Genomic DNA, 16085 nt, shown 5'->3' with positions numbered 1-16085 from the left:
GATCCACTCGCTTACGGCGTGAATGCAGTTTCAGATGTATCGGATACGGGCTTGGAAGCAAAGCGCCGCTCGCGCCAGAGGATGTAAAGCCCGGAGCCCATGATGATGAGGATACCAAGCCATTTGATCGCATCCGGGAAGTTATGGAAGACGAGCCAGCCGAAGATGGTGGCCGAGACGATCTCGAAATACTGCAGCGGCGCAAGCGTCGAGGCTTGTACTGCGCGATAGGCATAGACCGTCAGGATGCCGGAGGCCGCTGCAGTCGCGCCGACGCCGAGCAAATAGAGCATTGCCGTCAGATCCGGAATAACCGGATAAAGAATTGCAGATCCCGTCGCCTTGCCGATGCCAAGCAGGATCAGACTGAAACCTATACCCCATAGGCCCGTTTGGAACTGCAGCGGCCACGCATCTTCGGTGTGGGATGCGACGCGCGTGATCATCACATAAACCGCAACGCAGAGTGCTGTGACGACGGGCAACAGGGCAACGAAACCGACTTCCTGAAAGCTCGGCTGGATGATTAGCATGGCTCCAAGAAAGCCGACCGCGCAGGCCGTGTAACGACGCCAGCCAATGGTTTCTTTGAGGAATATACTGCTGAGGATGGTTAGCATCATCGGCTCGACGAAAAAGATGGCAATGGCATCGGCCACTTCCATCACCTGCAGCGCGGTCACGAACGAGACCATGGACAGCGTCAAAAGGGCGGCGCGGATCGCGTGCACGCCGCTATGGCGCCACGACCATACGCCCCACTGCCCGCGCAAGGCCATCATTGGCAGGGCAAAGAGCGACTGAAAGATGAAGCGTGCAGCGGTGACTTCCGCCGGCGGAATGGTGGTTGCCGCGAGTTTGGAGAAGATATCCATGATCGGCGAGAGGACGACCGAGATGAACATCATCATCAAGCCGAAGGTCAGCTCCGATTGCGGCAATCGGACCGAGGAGCCGCTGGAGGTGTTCATTACGGAATTTCCTTGAGAATCAGGTCTTCGCCACCACCGCTCTGCACCAGTCGGCAAAGTGGGAAATGGCTTCCTCGGCACCGATTTCGTTGAGCGTCTCGTGCCGCATGTCGGGATAGATCTCAGTGGTGATACGAGAGAAGCCGGCTCTTTTCAAATGATTTGCCAGCCAGGAGATCGCTTTCGCATTGTCGGTCGCCGGATCCTTGCCGCCGCCGACGAGATGGATCGGCAGGTCACGCCGGAGACGGTCGAGATGGGGTCTTTGCGGCGCGCGAAAGGTCAACTCGAACAGGTCGAGCCAGAGCGAGACAGAGGCATCGAAGCCGCAAAGCGGATCGGCGATGTATTTGTCCACCTGCTCCGGAATGCGCGAGAGCCAGTCGAAATCGGTGCGGCGATTGGCGATCGATTTGCCCCAGGTGCCGAAGGTCAGTTTCGGCAGCGGCCCGCTCGGGACGTCCGACCCCTTGAACATGCGCTCCGTTTTGAGGATGAGTTGAGCAGCACGACCGGCGAGGCCTGGATTGAAATTGGAATTCCAGACGGTGACCGCATCGAACTTGTCCGGATACGTGACGACGGTGTTCAGGCTGATCAATCCGCCCATGGAATGCCCGAACAGGATGATCGGCAGACCCGGATAGGCGGCTGCGGCAAGCTCGCGCATGGCGAGCACGTCGGCGATCACCTGTTCGACACCATTTCTCCGGGCAAAGCGGCCGATGGGGGCATCAGGGGCGGTCGTCTCGCCATGGCCACGATGATCGTGGGCATAGACATGAAAGCCTCGGCCCGCCATCACCTTCGCAAAGGCCTCGTATCGACGGGAATGCTCGGCGAGACCGTGCGATATCAGCAGGATGCCGCGAGCATCGGTTACCGCCGGCAGATGATGATAGGCAAGGGTTGCACCCGTCGGGCTTTTCAGGCGCTGCGTCTCGGCGAACATATATTCGTTCCTCCCCAGTGGGACGAAAGGTTATCATCCGCCCGATTGCAATGGATAGGTGGTAAAGCTCACAGAAATAAATCTTTCCGAGCGCTGCGATTCAGCATTGCGCCCGTTCGATCAAACTGCTTATTTGTTCCCATAATGTTCTAGTTGGAGGTACGAATGAAGCATTGGCTTCGGGTATTAGCGGTTGTGTTCCTTTCGGTCGGGACGGCGGCTGGCGCCATGGCGCAGGAACATAGCCGCGGGCGGACGCGCTTTATCCTGGCGGCAAGCTGGGAGCCGGCATTTTGCGAGACGAACCAGAAGAAGGCGGAATGCCGGAACCAGTCGTCGGACAATCACGATGCTACGAACTTCTCGCTGCATGGTCTCTGGCCGATGCGGCAGGAATATTGCGATGTTTCCGACGATTTGAAGCAGGCGGATCGTGGGCGCGACTGGAAGGACCTGCCTGCCGTGCAGCTTTCCCAAGACGTGAAGGCTAAGCTGGATAAGGCCATGCCGGGCACGCAATCGGGCCTCGAGCGGCATGAATGGATCAAGCACGGCACTTGCACCAAGCTCAGCGCCGACCAATATTTCTCCATCGCCGCCGGGCTGATCGCAGAACTTAATACGTCTGCCGTGCGCGATCTCTTCGCCCAGAATATCGGCAAGGAACTGGATGCGGAAAGCATCAAGGCCGCCTTTGACCAGAGTTTTGGCGAAGGCGCCAATGCACGCATCAAGATGAGCTGCCGTCGGGTTGGCAATGTCAGGATGATTTCCGAGCTGACCATTGGTCTTTCCGAAGATGCGATCGATCCGCAGCAGGGCAACGGGCCGCGGCTTGCCAAATTGATCCAAGGTGCTGGCAGCACCGCCTTCGGCTGCGATCGCGGCGTGGTGGACGCGGCCGGTTTCTAGCCTAATTCGGTCTTTGCGACGCGGATAAATGCCCTCGGACAAGGTTTCGCCGTTGCCCGAGGGCCGGGTTTCGCCTACATAGCGGCACAATTCGCAATGTTATCCGTCCGTGGAGTAACCCAAGCTATGGCACGTCAGTTTATTTATCATATGGCCGGACTGAATAAGTCCTATGGCGCCAAGAAGATCCTCGAGAATATCCATCTCTCCTTCTATCCCGACGCCAAGATCGGTATTCTCGGTCCGAACGGCGCGGGTAAATCGACCGTGCTGCGCATCATGGCAGGTCTCGACAAGGAATATACCGGCGAAGCCTGGCTGGCCGAAGGCGCGACCATTGGTTACCTGGCGCAGGAGCCTCAGCTCGATCCCAACAAGACGGTGTTCGAAAACGTCATGGAAGGCGTTGCCAAGAAAACCGAAATCCTCAATCGCTACAACGAATTGATGATGAACTATTCCGACGAGACGGCGGAAGAGGGCGCCAAGCTCCAGGACATCATCGACAGCCAGAATCTCTGGGATCTGGAAAGCCAGGTCGAGATGGCGATGGAAGCGTTGTGCTGCCCGCCGCGCGATGCCGAAGTCACCAGCCTTTCCGGTGGTGAGCGCCGCCGTATCGCGCTTTGCCGCCTGCTTCTCTCTCAGCCGGACCTGCTGCTGCTCGACGAACCGACCAACCATCTCGACGCTGAGACCATTGCCTGGCTGGAAAAGCACCTGCGCGACTATCCGGGTGCCGTGATGATGATCACCCACGACCGCTACTTCCTCGACAATGTTACCGGCTGGATTCTCGAACTCGACCGCGGCCGTGGCATTCCCTACGAAGGCAACTATTCCGCCTATCTGCGGGCCAAGGCCAAGCGCATGCAGCAGGAAGCCCGCGAAGAAGCCGGCCGTCAGAAGGCAATCAGCCGCGAACAGGAATGGATCGCCTCCAGCCCCAAGGCCCGTCAAGCCAAGTCCAAGGCGCGTATCAATGCTTACGAACAGCTGGTCGATGCTGCCGAAAATCAGCGTCCCGGTGATGCGCAGATCATCATTCCTGTCAGCGAGCGTCTCGGCCAGGTGGTGATCGAGATGGAGGGCATCACCAAGGGTTTCGAAGGCCGCACCCTGGTCAATGATCTGTCGATCAAGCTGCCGCCCGGCGGCATCGTCGGCATCATCGGCCCGAACGGCGCCGGCAAGACGACCCTGTTCAAGATGATCACTGGGCAGGAAAAGCCGGATGCCGGTTCGATCCGCATCGGCGAGACGGTGCATCTCAGCTATGTCGACCAGAGCCGCGACGCGCTTGATGGCAATAAGACGGTATGGGAGGAAATTTCCGGCGGTGCCGAAGTCATCAAGCTCGGCAAGTTCGACATGAACTCGCGCGCCTATTGCGGTGCCTTTAACTTCAAGGGCGGCGATCAGCAGCAGAAGGTCGGCAATCTCTCTGGCGGTCAGCGCAACCGCGTTCACCTGGCCAAGATGTTGAAGGCTGGCGGCAACGTGCTTCTGCTCGACGAACCGACCAACGACCTCGATACGGAAACGCTGGGGGCGCTGGAAAGCGCGCTCGAAAACTTCGCCGGCTGCGCCATCATCATTAGCCACGATCGCATGTTCCTCGACCGTCTGGCGACGCATATCCTGGCCTTTGAAGGCGAAGGCCATGTCGAATGGTTCGAAGGCAATTTCGAAGATTACGAGCAGGATAAGATCCGCCGCCTCGGCCCCGATGCTCTCAATCCGGGCAGCCAGGCGCACAAACGCCTGACACGATAAGTTTGCTGTCTTTTCGTTATGGAGAACCCCGGCAGGCCCGGGGTTTTTCTTTGCGACAGGCAGGAAGCGCATATTCCCCAGCCGACAAAAACTAACAGATTTCCGACGCCCTGCCGGCCTCTTCGGTGATTAGCCCTTGCGGAGTTCAGTCAAATCACATAAAGATATCTTTATATCTTGATTGGGTGTGAAATGACGGATCTGGTTAAACTCGGCTTGGATGACGTAGTAGACGTGCTGAAGGCGGTCGGCGAGCCGACCCGGCTGCGTCTTCTGGCGCTACTGGCGGCCGGCGATCTCACGGTTACCGATCTTACCGAAATTCTTGGCCAGTCGCAGCCGCGTATTTCCCGGCACCTGAAGCTGCTCGGCGAAGCCGGCCTGATCGATCGCTATCAAGAGGGCGCCTGGGCCTATTTCCGCTTGAAGCAGGAAGGCAAGGCCGTCACGCTGGCGCGCGCACTGCTGCGCCACACCGCCGAAAAAGATACGGTGCTGCTGCGCGACGGCGAGCGGCTTACTTCGGTCAAGCGTGTTCGCGCTGAGCGCGCCCAGGCCTATTTCAGCCGGAATGCAGCCGAGTGGGATGAACTGCGTCGCCTCCATGTCGCCGATGAAGATGTCGACAAGGCGCTGATCGAGCTGATCGGCCCGCAGCCGATCGACTCCTTCCTCGATCTGGGTACAGGCACGGGCCGGATGCTGCAACTTCTGACCGGCCATTACCGCCGCGCCATTGGCATCGATGCCAGCCGTGACATGCTGGCGGTTGCGCGCGCCAATCTCGACCGGGCCAACATCACGAGCGCCTCGGTGCGCCATGGTGATATTTTCAACCTGCCGCTCGAACAACAGGATTTCGACCTCATCACCATCCATCAGGTGCTGCATTTCCTCGATCAACCGGAGATCGCCATCAACGAGGCTGCGCGAATGCTGCGGCCCGGCGGTCGGCTCGTCATCATCGATCTTGCACCGCACGGGCTTGAATATCTGCGTGACGAACATGCGCATCTGCGCCTTGGCTTCTCGCATCAGACCATTTCGGATTGGCTGAAACTGGCGGGGCTGGATGTGGAGCGCGTACAGGATCTTCATTCGGGGAGGGAAGGCGGTCACGCGCTGACCGTCACCATCTGGCTGGCGCGCGACCCGCGGTTGCTGATTGCGTCCGACCAGGGCCACCAGTCATCCCCCATTCTTGCCGGGAGAGTTTGACATGTCTTCGAGATCAGAAAGCCGTAGCGACGGTATCCGCATCTCCTTCGAGTTCTTTCCGCCGAAGTCGGAGGAGGCCGAGCAGCAGCTGTGGAACACCGTTGAGGAGCTCAGCGATTGGGATGCTGAGTTCGTTTCAGTCACGTATGGGGCAGGTGGTTCGACCAAGGCGCCGACGCTTTCCGCCGTGCGCAAAATGATCCATGAGACGCCGTTCACGACCGCATCGCATCTGACTTGTGTCGGTGCCACGCGTGAGGACACGCATCGGGTGATCGACGAGTTCCTGGCTGCGGGCGTTCGCCGTTTCGTCGCGCTGCGCGGCGATCCGCCGGGTGGCGTCGGCTCGGCCTATCAGCCGCATCCGGGCGGCTACGCCAATGCCGCGGAACTGGTGCAGGCTTTGCGCGAGCGCGGCGATTTCGATATTTCCGTCTCTGCCTATCCGGAAAAGCATCCCGAAAGCCGCGATACTGCAGCCGATATCGACATGCTGAAGCGCAAGGCGGACAATGGTGCCGACCGGGCGCTGACCCAGTTCTTCTTCGATAACGATGCCTTCGAGCGTTATCATGATCGCGTTCGCGCAGCCGGCATCAAGATTCCGGTCGTGCCGGGCATCATGCCGATCCAGAACCTGACCCAGCTGAAGCGCTTCGCCGGCGCTTGCGGCACGAATATTCCGACCTGGCTCGACGAGCGTTTCGATGGTTTGGATGAGGATATTGAGGAGCGCGCCAGGGTTGCCGCCGAAGTTGCCGCCGAGCAAATCCAGGACCTGATGCGCCGCGGCATTCACGAGTTTCATCTCTATACGATGAACCGTTCGACTCTGGTTTCCGCCGTGCTTGAACGGCTGGGCCTTGAGCGCAAGGTGGATGCACGGGCCGGGGCTGCCGCCTGAAGCATGCCGCGCAAGCGAATAAAAAAGCGCATGTCCGGCCGGGACATGCGCTTTTCTAATGAAACAGGGGTTTTGTTAGCTTTTCGGAGTTTGGTCGCCTGCGAATCTCGCCGAAGCCGTCAGATGAAAAGCATCGTCACGACGAAAGCGAAGGCCGCACCGACCACTAGGACGTTGATGGATCGCGTTAATCCCATGTCTTCCTCCTCAGTCAGCCGTTAAATTTTATGTCGAAAATGTGTTGCTTGGAAAGAACATTCGATGCTGCGACGCGGTATCGAGTTCGCGACGTGATTCATGAACTTGCGGCAACGAGTTGATATTACTTTATAAATGTCGATTTCTGGCTCAGTGACGGCCTGTGAATAAATATTAATATGCTGTGACTGTGGACCATCCGAATGGAGCAGGAGATCATGTTTCCCGCGTTCTGGCGCCGCGTTTCATCCACGTGAAAAGCCGTCCATCGAGGACAAGCAGGCCTGCGGCGATGAGCAGCATGCCGACGATTTCGGCTGGCCCCATCCGCTCGCCGAGAAAGAGGAAGCCGAGCAATAGCGCGCTTGGCGGCACGAGCAGAGTGACGAGGGAGGTGTTGGTTGCGCCGGCAAGCTCGATGATGCGAAAATAGAGGATGTAGGCAAAAGCGGTCGACAGCAGCGCCAGGCCGAGAATCGCGGCAATTGCCGTCACCGGCGGGGTGGCAAGCGTCCAAGGCTGGTCGATCACCAGCGCAACCGGCAGCATGATGAGCGAGGAGCCTGTCAACTGGCCTGCGGCCACAACCGGCGGTGCGATGCCCTTGAAGCGTTTGGCATAAATCGCTGCAAATCCGTAGGAAATTGCCGCCAGGATCGGCAATGAGAGTGCCCAGAAGGGTACCGAGCCGCCGCTGGTAATGCTCGGTCCGAGCAACACGATCGTTCCGAGCAGGCCGGTGAGGCAGCCGATCAGCTTGGCCGATGTCAGGCGCTCATCCGTTGTCAGCTGGTTGCCGATCAATACAGTCCACATCGGCGTCGTCGCGTTCAGGATGGATGCGAGCCCGGCACCCATCTGCGTCTGACCGCAGAAGATCAACGTATGTGGTATCGCATTGTTGATTAAGCCCAGCAGCAGAAATTGCGGCCAATGACGGCGCAGGGATTGATAGATACTGAGGCGGCCAGCCAGATAGAGATGCAATGCGACGGCCGCCAGCGACAGGCGCAGAAAGACGAGCGTGAAGGGCGGCACGTGGTGAACGGCGATGCGGGCGAAGAAGAACGAGCCGCCCCAGATCAATCCCAGCAACAGCAGCAGGCCCCAGGTCGAGGCGTTCATTCGATGTTCGCCATTCATGGCCTCTCTCCTCTTTCGATGCATCTAAACCGGAAGAGCGCGGGCTCTCCACCCGTTTCTTGCTGTTTTGCTCACGGGTGCGAGTGGAGCAGATACAAAAAAGGCGGCCTGGAGCCGCCTTTTCGATCGGTATATGGAAGAAATCAGAGTGCGTTGAGCAGTGCCGTCGTCGCCCAGCCATCGGCCGGCATACCCAGGCGGAACTGTTCCTTCTGGATGGCGACACGCGTGCCGGAGCCGAGGATGCCGTCGATCTTGCCGACATCATAGCCGCGGGCCACAAGCTTGGTCTGAAGCGCCTTCATGTCGACATCGTTCAGGCCCTGCTCGGGATTGCCCTTGTTATAGGGTGGAGCGCCGGCAAAGCGGGTGGCAAAATAGGCGGCCGAGGTCGTGTAGATGAACGACTGGTTCCAGCCGAGATAGGTATTGTAGTTCGGGTAGGTCAGGAAAGCGGGGCCTTTGCGACCTTGCGGCAGAATGAGAGCAGCGGGCAGGGAGCCGAAGCTCGTGTTGCTGTCGCGCGGCGTGACGCCGAGCTTGAACCAATCGCCCGCAGTCAGCGTGCCGCCGATGCCGGATTTTTCCCAGGGAAGGTTGTCCGGAACCGTCACCTCCTGCAGCCAGGGCTGACCGCGCTGGAAGCCGAGATGCTGGAGGAACCGGGCCGTTGTCAGAATGACGTCGGGTGCGCTGGTCTTCAGGTTGACATGGCCGTCGCCATCGCCATCGGTGCCATAAGCGATGATATCGGGCGGCAACATTTGCGTCTGGCCGATTTCGCCAGCCCATGCGCCCGTCGTCGTTGCCGGGTCGACATCGCCGCGCTGGACGAGCTCGATCAGTGCGATCAGGCGCGGGCGGAAGAAGTCCGGCCGGCGGCAATCGTGCGAGAGGGTGACCAGCGCGTTGCGGGTGTTGAAATTGCCCTGAACGGCGCCGAAATCGGTTTCCATCGCCCAGAAGGCGGTGATGACGCCGGGAGGTACGCCGTAGTCCTGTTCGGCCTTGGCGAAGACGTCGGCATATTGCTTCATCTTCTGGCGGCCGATGTCGAGGCGGCCCTGGCTGACGGTGCGCTGGGAGAATTCGAGGAAGGTCTGACGGAAGACGCCCTGGCTGCGGTCCATGGCAAGAACCTTCTGGTCGATCTGGGCGCCGGCGAGCGTCTTGTCGGCGGCTGCGGCATCCGCGCCGTCCGCAATCGCTTCGGCCTTCACGCCGGCCAGAAATGCCGTTAGATCGCCGCCGCAGGCTACTTTTGGAGTGGCATCGCTGCTCGCAGGCGGCACTGTGGCCGGAGCCGCGCTTTGAGCCAATGCCGTGCCGGTCATGGCTAAGGCGAAGAGCAACGCAAGAGCGCCGCGTCGAATGGTGTGACGATCCATGAGCGATCCTTCCTAGTGATAGAATAGGGTCGCTTTCACAGAAGATTGTGACATAAGCAAGAGTGAAATGGGCTCAGTATTAAGAATTTCCCTGCTTCTCTACTGCGGCCACCCAGTTTTGCCAGTTCTGCTCGGAACCGCCGAAAACATTGATGTCCGTCGGGCCTTTGATCCCCGGAATGACACCCGTAGACGTATATTGCCAGAAGGCCCAGTTGCGACCCGCGTAAGTCTCTTTCGGGTGCTTGGCGACGGATCGGACCCAGAAATGATAGTCCTGGAAATAGCCGACAAGATTTTCGCGGTGGAAGTCGACCGAAGTATAGATGATCGGGCGCTTACCGTAATAGGCCTGCAGGCGATCCATGAACCGCTTGATCTCGCTGCGTACCGTTTCAGGAGCCGGTCTGGTCTTGCAGGTCGGGGAGCCGGGGTTCCATTCGACGTCGACCACGGGCGGAAGCGCCATGGCATCCTTCGGCACGTTGCGGATGAACCAATCGGCCTGCTCGTCGGCCGTGGAGCAGAAATAGAAGAAATGATAGGGTGCGTGCAGCAATCCGGCAGCGCTCGCCTCGTTCCAATACTCGGTGAAGCGCGGATCGATCCGATCCTTGCCCTCCGTCGCCTTGATGAAGACGAAGGCAACACCGGAGCTTTTGACGGCTTTCCAATCGATATCGCCCTGCCATTTGGAAATATCGATGCCATGGATGGGATGGCGCTCGGGATGATCGCGGCCGAAGTCCTGGGGTTTCGTATCGGCGAACCTGGTCTTGGGAAGGGCCGCCGTCGATAGGGCATCATAGCCCGTCGTGCAGCCATTCAAGGCAAGAGCGAGCGGCAGTACGCATGCCAGAAGCCGGCGCATAGATATCCTGTTATGGCGCGAGTGATCTTGCTGCCCCAAGATTTGGCTTCCGTAATATGGTCCCCGAAAATCCGAAAGAGCGGCAGACCATACCGTTGCCAGCTGGTCTTGCCACTTTATTCACCATATCAACGTAAAAAATGCGTTATCTTCAAGCAAATTCTTATGCTTGGCGCCTTCCGAGACCGGATTTTGCGCTGGAATCCATCGTCGCTCAGGCGCCGTGCCGGGTCGCCACGGCTCGCCAGGCATAACCACGGCCGATCCTTTCGGTTTTCACCGACATGCCTCGCGCTGCGGCCTTCTCTTCGAGAACAGTCAGAAGATCGGCGCGGGGAGTGACGTGGAATTTCTTCAGCCAGCCTTTGAGCATGGCGCGGAACCAGCGCGGCAGTCCCTCCTGCTGGCCGAAATCGACGATGTGAAGCTCGCCGCCCGGCGCGACTGCATCGAGCGAAGCGTCGATGGCATTTTTCCAGTCCGGGATCATCGAGAGCGCGTAGGAGATCATGACGCGGTCGAAGCCGTCGACGCTGAAATCGGCAGCGGAAAAGGCTGTGGCATCGGCAACGCGAAAATCCGGCATCTGCTTCAAGCCGCGGAAATTGCTGCGCGCCGAAATCAGCATTTCCTGCGAGATGTCGAGGCCATAGAGTCGAGCAGAGGGGAAGCGCCGATAGGCGAGCAGCATGTTGCGGCCCGTGCCGCAGCCCACTTCCAGGAGCGAGCCACCGACGGGCACGTTCAGCTGTTCGATCGTTCGATCGCGGCCGAACAGGTAATATTTGCGGGTCAGATCATAGATATGACGCTGATAGCGGTACATGCCGTCCATCAGCTTGGCGTGGTTGTTCGCGCTGGTTTCTATGCCCGTATCCGCCTGGCTCACGCTTTTTTCCCGTAAATGTGGAAGCCACCGTAGATGGCCGAACGGTCACGGGTGTTGAGTTCCTGCGAGCGCTCCTCGAAATAGACCCACTGATCGCGGATCGCCGGAGAGAGGCGGCCTTCGATGATGCTCTTTTCGGCGGCCGTGCGGAAGATGACCCGGGCGCCTTCGCGCGCCGTGCGGGTGATCTCAGCCCAGAGGCCATTGAGCTGCTCGTCGGTCATCCAGTCCTGCGCATCGAGCAGGATATAGCGATCGCGCGAGGCGGCGGGCTTCGAAGCGAGAAGCTCGGTGAAATTGGCGTGATGCACGTCGACGCGGTCAGCATTGGCGCGGATCGCAGCATAGTGCTCGGGTTTGAGATAGGTCGGCAGCGGGCCTTGATGCTGGGCTGCATAGCGGCGCGAGAATGCCTGCCAGGCAAAGTAATTGTCGCGCATGGGGAAGTGACAGGCGAGCTTTTCCAGGCGGTGTTTCAGCACGGCGGAAATGGAATCGTCACCGGCAAGGCTTGCAAGTTCGTCATATTGCTGCGGCGGGATGCCGAGGCCGAAAAGCGAGCTCTTGCGGCCGAGCAGCCAGCGGACCGCCCGCTTGTCGAAGATCGGAGCGATTTCTTCTTCGAAGAACTGACGCTGCTCGCGCATGGTGCGGGCTTCCGTCATCTTGTCGAGGCGAACGCCGTGCAGGCGTGCCAGTATATGGGCGGCGCCGATAAACCGGCCGAGAAGGCCTGTCTTGTAGATATTGCGGTTGAAGACCGTGATGCGGCGGCGGCCATAGAGGTCGCGACCGTCCCAGTAGTCAGCCGTTGCCGTGTCGAGGCGCGGCGCGATGAACTGGTCGTAGGCCTGGCTATTGGCCGCAATGTCGGGCGTCCCGAAGAAGCGCACCAGGTCCGTATGACCGGGAAGCAGGCGGAAGGCGGCAAGCTTCAGCTTGTTCAGTGCGATGTGGTGTCGATTGAGATCGACGACATCGATAGATGCGGGATTTTGCGAGAGGTAGGCAAGCATGTTGCAGCCGCCCGAACCGATGGTGACGATGCGATGATGCGCCTGCAGCTCCATCGCCTCCATATCGATATCCGGATCTTCCCAAATCTGCGGATAGACAAGGCCGGAAAACAACATGCCGAACAAGCGCTCGGAAAGGCCCGCTTTTGACAGTGCCTTGTGCTGCAGCAGAGCGTCCTTGAGTTTCCGGTTCTTTTGGAGACCGGCATCCGGGGCGAATTCCGTCATCTGAGTCTTGTCACCGATTTGTGAAGTTCAGGGCGTGTAACCCGGCAATGCTACAGTCTGATGACGCGGGCTGTTGGCAGATCCGGCGGAAAAGCATCCTTGCACATATTTAAGGAGCCCTGACCATCATAGGTCTTTCATCTTGCTGCGTTTCCTGATTGTCTCCGCCTACCTTTCTGGAGGGTATGTAATATGCGTTTGATATCGAGAGTGATCGGGGCTCTGGTTGTTTTGCTGCTGATCATTGTCGCCGGCGGAGCCGTCTGGCTCTCTGTTTATCCGCCGGAATTGCTGAAGGTTGGCGATGGCTACGCGGCAAAGATCGTCTGCTCCAATACGTTCGTGGCCAAACGAGACCCGGACAGGGTGATGGAGGAGGATGTGCAGGCTCCCGGCAATCCGGCATTGAAGCTCATTCGCGTCTATGTCGACCGGGATGAGGGCGTGGTCACGGCCCGCTTCCTTGGACTGTTTGCGCCGAACCGCGCGCTCTATCGCGGGGCGCTCGGCTGCGCGCTGGTGCCAGACGGCGATCTGCAGGCGGCCCGCAGCGCCGTCTTCCTCAACAAGGTCAAGGCGCCGAAGAGCGATGCTGTGTGGCCGGATGGGGATACGGTAAACCTTGGTCAGGACGACGCGGGGACGAAGCTTGCCAATATCGTATCGAACTCGGATCTTGCCGGCCCTGCCATGCGCGCGATCGTTGTCGTCAAGGACGGGCGCATCGTCGCCGAGACCTATGGCGACGGCTTCAGCAAGGCAACGCCGCTGATAGGTTGGTCGATGACCAAGACGGTCAATGCCGCCATCATCGGGCGTCTCATGCTGGCGGGGCGCATGTCCTTCGACGATCAGAATCTTCTGCCGCAATGGGGCGTGGACTCACGCAAGGATATCAAGCTCAGCGATCTTCTCGCCATGGAAAGCGGCCTTGCCTTCAACGAGTCCTATGGCACCGTGTCTGATGTCACCCGCATGCTCTATCTCGATCCGGATGTGACCGGTATCGCAGCCGATGCGCATCAATTGGCTGCGCCCGGCGAGCGTTTCAGCTATTCCAGCGGTACGGCAGCGCTGCTTTCGCGCCTCTGGATGAACCGCCTGCCCAATCTGAGCGCTGCCATCTCCTATCCTCGCGAGGCGCTTTTCGGGCCTCTCGGCATGTACAGTGCCGTTTTCGAGGCCGATGAACGCGGGACCTTCGTCGGCAGCTCCTACCTCTATGCCAACGCCCGAGACTGGGCGCGCTTCGGTCTCTTTCTGCTGCAGGACGGCGTCTGGAATGGGCACCGCCTGCTGCCGGAAGGTTTCGTCGGTGCCATGCGCACGCCGACGAAGGCTTCCGAGGGCGTTTACTCGCAGGTTCAGGCCTGGCTTGCAGGCCCCGGCGGCTCCAACGCACAATTTGGCCTGCCTGCGGATACCTTCTGGATGACCGGTCACGATGGCCAGACGATCGCAATCGTCCCGTCGGCCAATCTCGTTGTCGTGCGGATGGGGTTGACGCCGACCTGGGCGGATTATCGACCACAAATCCTGGTGAAGCGGATCATGGATACAATAAAGCCGGCCACGAAGTAGGCCGGCTTCTCATAAGGTTTTGGTAAAAATCAGTAATTGCCGTTGGCGACGTCCGTCAGGCCCTTGCGCTTGGCGTCGTAATAGTAGCCACGGGCGTAGAGTTGGACGGCGTTGGCTTCCTTGTTCTGAGCCTTGCTGTCCGCCGTCATCCAGGCGCCGCGCAGATATTTGGCGGCATATTTGATGTTGGTTTCGGCATCAAGGAGGCCAGATGCCGGGCCTTCGTAGCCCATGGATTTGGCCGTATTGTACTTGATCTGCATCAGGCCGAAGTAGCCGGCGCGATTATAAGCCTTCGGATTATAGCGGCTTTCGCGATGAACGACGCGATGGATCAGGGATTCCGGAATTTCGTAGATCTTGGCGTATTTCTGAATGAGCTTGGTTACGTAGCTCTTTTCCGCAGCCGGGACGTCGGAATCGTAATTCGGAGTGTTGGTGGTGGTCATGACAGCGGGAACGACCGTCGGGCCACTGCTGTCGAAATTGAAGTCATAATGCATGCGGTTATCAGCATAGCGCTGAACGCCGATCTGGGCGGGGGTGGCGAAGGCGACCTCTGCCTGTGCCATCGAATCCGGACGCGGCGTCGGGACGGCAACCTGAATGGCAGCGACATCCGATGTCATCGGAATGGTCGGCTCGCTCTGAGCCACGGATGCGGAAACCGGCGTGAGGGCAGCATCGCCCGGACGCGCCGGATTGGGCATGGGGATTGCGACCACGGAAGGCACCAGGGGCACGTCGGATGCTGCATAGGCCGCTGCGGTAGACGTGCTGCCGGCGGGGGCGCCCGTTGCTGCAGCGATTGCGGCCGTTCCCTGATTGGCAGCGTTCGCGACAGGCGTGCCGAAGCGTCCCTGTGCGGCATCCATCTGCTGCTGGCTTACCGCTGCAGCTGCCACGTTTGCAGTGCCCGGAACAAGGCGACCGGACTTTGCCATGACTATTTGTTGCGGCTGTTGCGGGCCGATGAAGCCCGGCGCTGCCGCGACCATCGCGGCGCCTGCGGGCGCAGCTGCGCCAGTTGCGGTCAGGGTCGTATTCGGATGCGGCACGTTGGCGTGTGCCGACGGGAGTTCTGCCTGAGACGTCTGCTGCTGAGTGCTTGCGCACCCGGCGAGAGCGCCGCACATCACTGCCGATAAGGCAACGCTGCGCTTCAGGCTGGGAAATCCGATCGTTACCATTCTGTCACTTTCGAAAAAACCAAACCTAATTTCGATGCAATTCGGCCACAGGACCGCCAAATTCGGTCACAGGATCGATAAAATTATGAATCCCCATTAACCTATCCGTGATCGCCCCGCAACCCTGCACCGCCTCAGGCGGCCATCCGGCGGTATCCAGCGGTCACTGCGCCGGCCGCAATCAACAAGGTTCCGCCCGTTCTGTTAACGGCGCGTTGCACGCTTGCCTTGCGAATGAAGCCACGTGCCATGTCGGCGACGAATACGTAAATAAGCGAGTTCAAGGCCGCCAAAGTGAGGAAAGTTGCCTCTAGAATAAGCGTTTGCTGAAGAAATGGCTTCGACATGTCGAGAAATTGCGGAACGAACGCAACGAAGAAGACGATGCTCTTCGGGTTGAGTGCCGTTACAACATAAGCGTGTAAGAGAATTTTTAACGGTTTTTCCTCTGGGAGATTGTCATTGTCGCCTAGAGGACCCGTCACAATCGGGGCTCTCCAGAGCTTGATTCCGAGGAAAACGAGGTAGGCCGCGCCGATCAGCTTAAGAATCGTGAATAGTGTCGCTGATGTGGCGAGGAGCGCGCCGAGACCGGCGAGCGATGCGGTCATTGCCGTGAAATCGCCAAGCGTGACGCCCGTCACCGTTGCCAGGGCTGTCTTGCGGCCGTGGCCGAGCGCATAGGATATGACAAGGAGAATGGTCGGACCCGGTATGGCCAGCATGATGCAGGACGCGGCGGCGAAAGCGAGCCAGGTTTCGATGGACATAGAATCCTCCTCTATTCCTCTTCCGCCGCCAGCAAAGACATTGGATTTGCGATCCGTCAATCCGCCTGATTGTCAATC

14 protein-coding genes are annotated in these 16085 nt (G+C 59.2%); 5 read left to right on the top strand and 9 right to left on the bottom strand.

Annotated features, from left to right (window positions below; genetic code table 11):
• Positions 1-11: 11 nt before the first annotated feature.
• Both GA0061103_RS11930 and GA0061103_RS11925 read right to left on the bottom strand, forming a co-directional pair.
• Positions 12-971, bottom strand: coding sequence for a DMT family transporter (locus tag GA0061103_RS11930; RefSeq protein ID WP_092711395.1), 960 nt, complete (start codon positions 969-971; stop codon positions 12-14).
• A gap of 19 nt (positions 972-990) precedes the next feature.
• Entirely contained in the window at positions 991-1923 is a 933-nt protein-coding gene (locus tag GA0061103_RS11925; RefSeq protein ID WP_092711393.1) for an alpha/beta hydrolase, read from the bottom strand.
• 165 nt (positions 1924-2088) lie between these two features.
• Here GA0061103_RS11925 and GA0061103_RS11920 point away from each other — a divergent pair, with 165 nt between their 5' ends.
• The 4 genes from GA0061103_RS11920 to metF all read left to right on the top strand — a co-directional run bounded on the left by GA0061103_RS11920 (position 2089) and on the right by metF (position 6733).
• The gene (locus GA0061103_RS11920) at positions 2089-2835 is read left to right on the top strand and encodes a ribonuclease T2 family protein (protein ID WP_092711391.1); all 747 of its coding nucleotides are present in this window, start codon (positions 2089-2091) and stop codon (positions 2833-2835) included.
• Positions 2836-2961: 126 nt separating this feature from the next.
• Entirely contained in the window at positions 2962-4611 is a 1650-nt protein-coding gene (ettA, locus tag GA0061103_RS11915; protein ID WP_092711389.1) for an energy-dependent translational throttle protein EttA, read from the top strand.
• Between the two features lie 192 nt (positions 4612-4803).
• Complete coding sequence (locus GA0061103_RS11910; RefSeq protein WP_092711387.1) at positions 4804-5829, top strand: ArsR/SmtB family transcription factor; 1026 nt, start codon at positions 4804-4806, stop codon at positions 5827-5829.
• Between the two features lies 1 nt (position 5830).
• Positions 5831-6733, top strand: coding sequence for a methylenetetrahydrofolate reductase [NAD(P)H] (metF, locus tag GA0061103_RS11905; protein ID WP_092711385.1), 903 nt, complete (start codon positions 5831-5833; stop codon positions 6731-6733).
• A 414-nt stretch (positions 6734-7147) separates the two neighbouring features.
• Here the strand turns inward: metF and GA0061103_RS11900 are convergent, their stop codons facing one another.
• The 5 genes from GA0061103_RS11900 to GA0061103_RS11880 all read right to left on the bottom strand — a co-directional run bounded on the left by GA0061103_RS11900 (position 7148) and on the right by GA0061103_RS11880 (position 12466).
• A complete protein-coding gene (locus tag GA0061103_RS11900; protein ID WP_092711383.1) occupies positions 7148-8074 on the bottom strand; it encodes a DMT family transporter in 927 nt (308 codons plus the stop codon).
• Between the two features lie 143 nt (positions 8075-8217).
• The gene (locus tag GA0061103_RS11895) at positions 8218-9462 is read right to left on the bottom strand and encodes a lytic murein transglycosylase (protein ID WP_092711381.1); all 1245 of its coding nucleotides are present in this window, start codon (positions 9460-9462) and stop codon (positions 8218-8220) included.
• Positions 9463-9541: 79 nt separating this feature from the next.
• Positions 9542-10333: a glycoside hydrolase family 25 protein gene (locus GA0061103_RS11890; RefSeq protein ID WP_092711379.1), complete on the bottom strand. Its 792-nt coding sequence runs from the start codon at positions 10331-10333 to the stop codon at positions 9542-9544.
• A gap of 214 nt (positions 10334-10547) precedes the next feature.
• Entirely contained in the window at positions 10548-11222 is a 675-nt protein-coding gene (locus GA0061103_RS11885) for a class I SAM-dependent methyltransferase (protein WP_092711377.1), read from the bottom strand.
• Positions 11219-12466 (bottom strand): BtaA family protein, encoded by a 1248-nt coding sequence (locus tag GA0061103_RS11880; protein ID WP_092711375.1) that lies wholly within the window; start codon positions 12464-12466, stop codon positions 11219-11221. The genes GA0061103_RS11885 and GA0061103_RS11880 overlap by 4 nt, the downstream gene beginning before the upstream one ends.
• A 192-nt stretch (positions 12467-12658) precedes the next feature.
• Here GA0061103_RS11880 and GA0061103_RS11875 point away from each other — a divergent pair, with 192 nt between their 5' ends.
• Positions 12659-14047: a serine hydrolase domain-containing protein gene (locus GA0061103_RS11875; protein ID WP_092711374.1), complete on the top strand. Its 1389-nt coding sequence runs from the start codon at positions 12659-12661 to the stop codon at positions 14045-14047.
• A 29-nt stretch (positions 14048-14076) separates the two neighbouring features.
• On the opposite strand, the gene GA0061103_RS11870 is transcribed toward GA0061103_RS11875, so the two are convergent.
• Together GA0061103_RS11870 and GA0061103_RS11865 are read right to left on the bottom strand one after the other, a co-directional pair.
• Positions 14077-15237, bottom strand: a complete 1161-nt coding sequence (locus tag GA0061103_RS11870; RefSeq protein ID WP_092711372.1) for a lytic transglycosylase domain-containing protein — start codon at positions 15235-15237, stop codon at positions 14077-14079.
• A gap of 134 nt (positions 15238-15371) precedes the next feature.
• Entirely contained in the window at positions 15372-16007 is a 636-nt protein-coding gene (locus GA0061103_RS11865) for a LysE family translocator (RefSeq protein WP_092711370.1), read from the bottom strand.
• Between the last annotated feature and the right edge of the window lie 78 nt (positions 16008-16085).

The sequence above is a fragment of the Martinezella multihospitum genome (assembly GCF_900094585.1).
GTDB classification, from domain to species: domain Bacteria; phylum Pseudomonadota; class Alphaproteobacteria; order Rhizobiales; family Rhizobiaceae; genus Rhizobium; species Rhizobium multihospitium.
This window is presented reverse-complemented; position numbering and strand designations above follow the sequence as displayed.

What these genes read in the sequence shown, in the direction of transcription:
- GA0061103_RS11930 (WP_092711395.1), bottom strand. Translation starts at nt 971, where the DNA reads ATGAACACCTCCAGCGGCTCCTCGGTCCGATTGCCGCAATCGGAGCTG.
- GA0061103_RS11925 (WP_092711393.1), bottom strand. Translation starts at nt 1,923, where the DNA reads ATGTTCGCCGAGACGCAGCGCCTGAAAAGCCCGACGGGTGCAACCCTT.
- GA0061103_RS11920 (WP_092711391.1), top strand. Translation starts at nt 2,089, where the DNA reads ATGAAGCATTGGCTTCGGGTATTAGCGGTTGTGTTCCTTTCGGTCGGG.
- ettA (WP_092711389.1), top strand. Translation starts at nt 2,962, where the DNA reads ATGGCACGTCAGTTTATTTATCATATGGCCGGACTGAATAAGTCCTAT.
- GA0061103_RS11910 (WP_092711387.1), top strand. Translation starts at nt 4,804, where the DNA reads ATGACGGATCTGGTTAAACTCGGCTTGGATGACGTAGTAGACGTGCTG.
- metF (WP_092711385.1), top strand. Translation starts at nt 5,831, where the DNA reads ATGTCTTCGAGATCAGAAAGCCGTAGCGACGGTATCCGCATCTCCTTC.
- GA0061103_RS11900 (WP_092711383.1), bottom strand. Translation starts at nt 8,074, where the DNA reads ATGAATGGCGAACATCGAATGAACGCCTCGACCTGGGGCCTGCTGCTG.
- GA0061103_RS11895 (WP_092711381.1), bottom strand. Translation starts at nt 9,462, where the DNA reads ATGGATCGTCACACCATTCGACGCGGCGCTCTTGCGTTGCTCTTCGCC.
- GA0061103_RS11890 (WP_092711379.1), bottom strand. Translation starts at nt 10,333, where the DNA reads ATGCGCCGGCTTCTGGCATGCGTACTGCCGCTCGCTCTTGCCTTGAAT.
- GA0061103_RS11880 (WP_092711375.1), bottom strand. Translation starts at nt 12,466, where the DNA reads ATGACGGAATTCGCCCCGGATGCCGGTCTCCAAAAGAACCGGAAACTC.
- GA0061103_RS11875 (WP_092711374.1), top strand. Translation starts at nt 12,659, where the DNA reads ATGCGTTTGATATCGAGAGTGATCGGGGCTCTGGTTGTTTTGCTGCTG.
- GA0061103_RS11870 (WP_092711372.1), bottom strand. Translation starts at nt 15,237, where the DNA reads ATGGTAACGATCGGATTTCCCAGCCTGAAGCGCAGCGTTGCCTTATCG.
- GA0061103_RS11865 (WP_092711370.1), bottom strand. Translation starts at nt 16,007, where the DNA reads ATGTCCATCGAAACCTGGCTCGCTTTCGCCGCCGCGTCCTGCATCATG.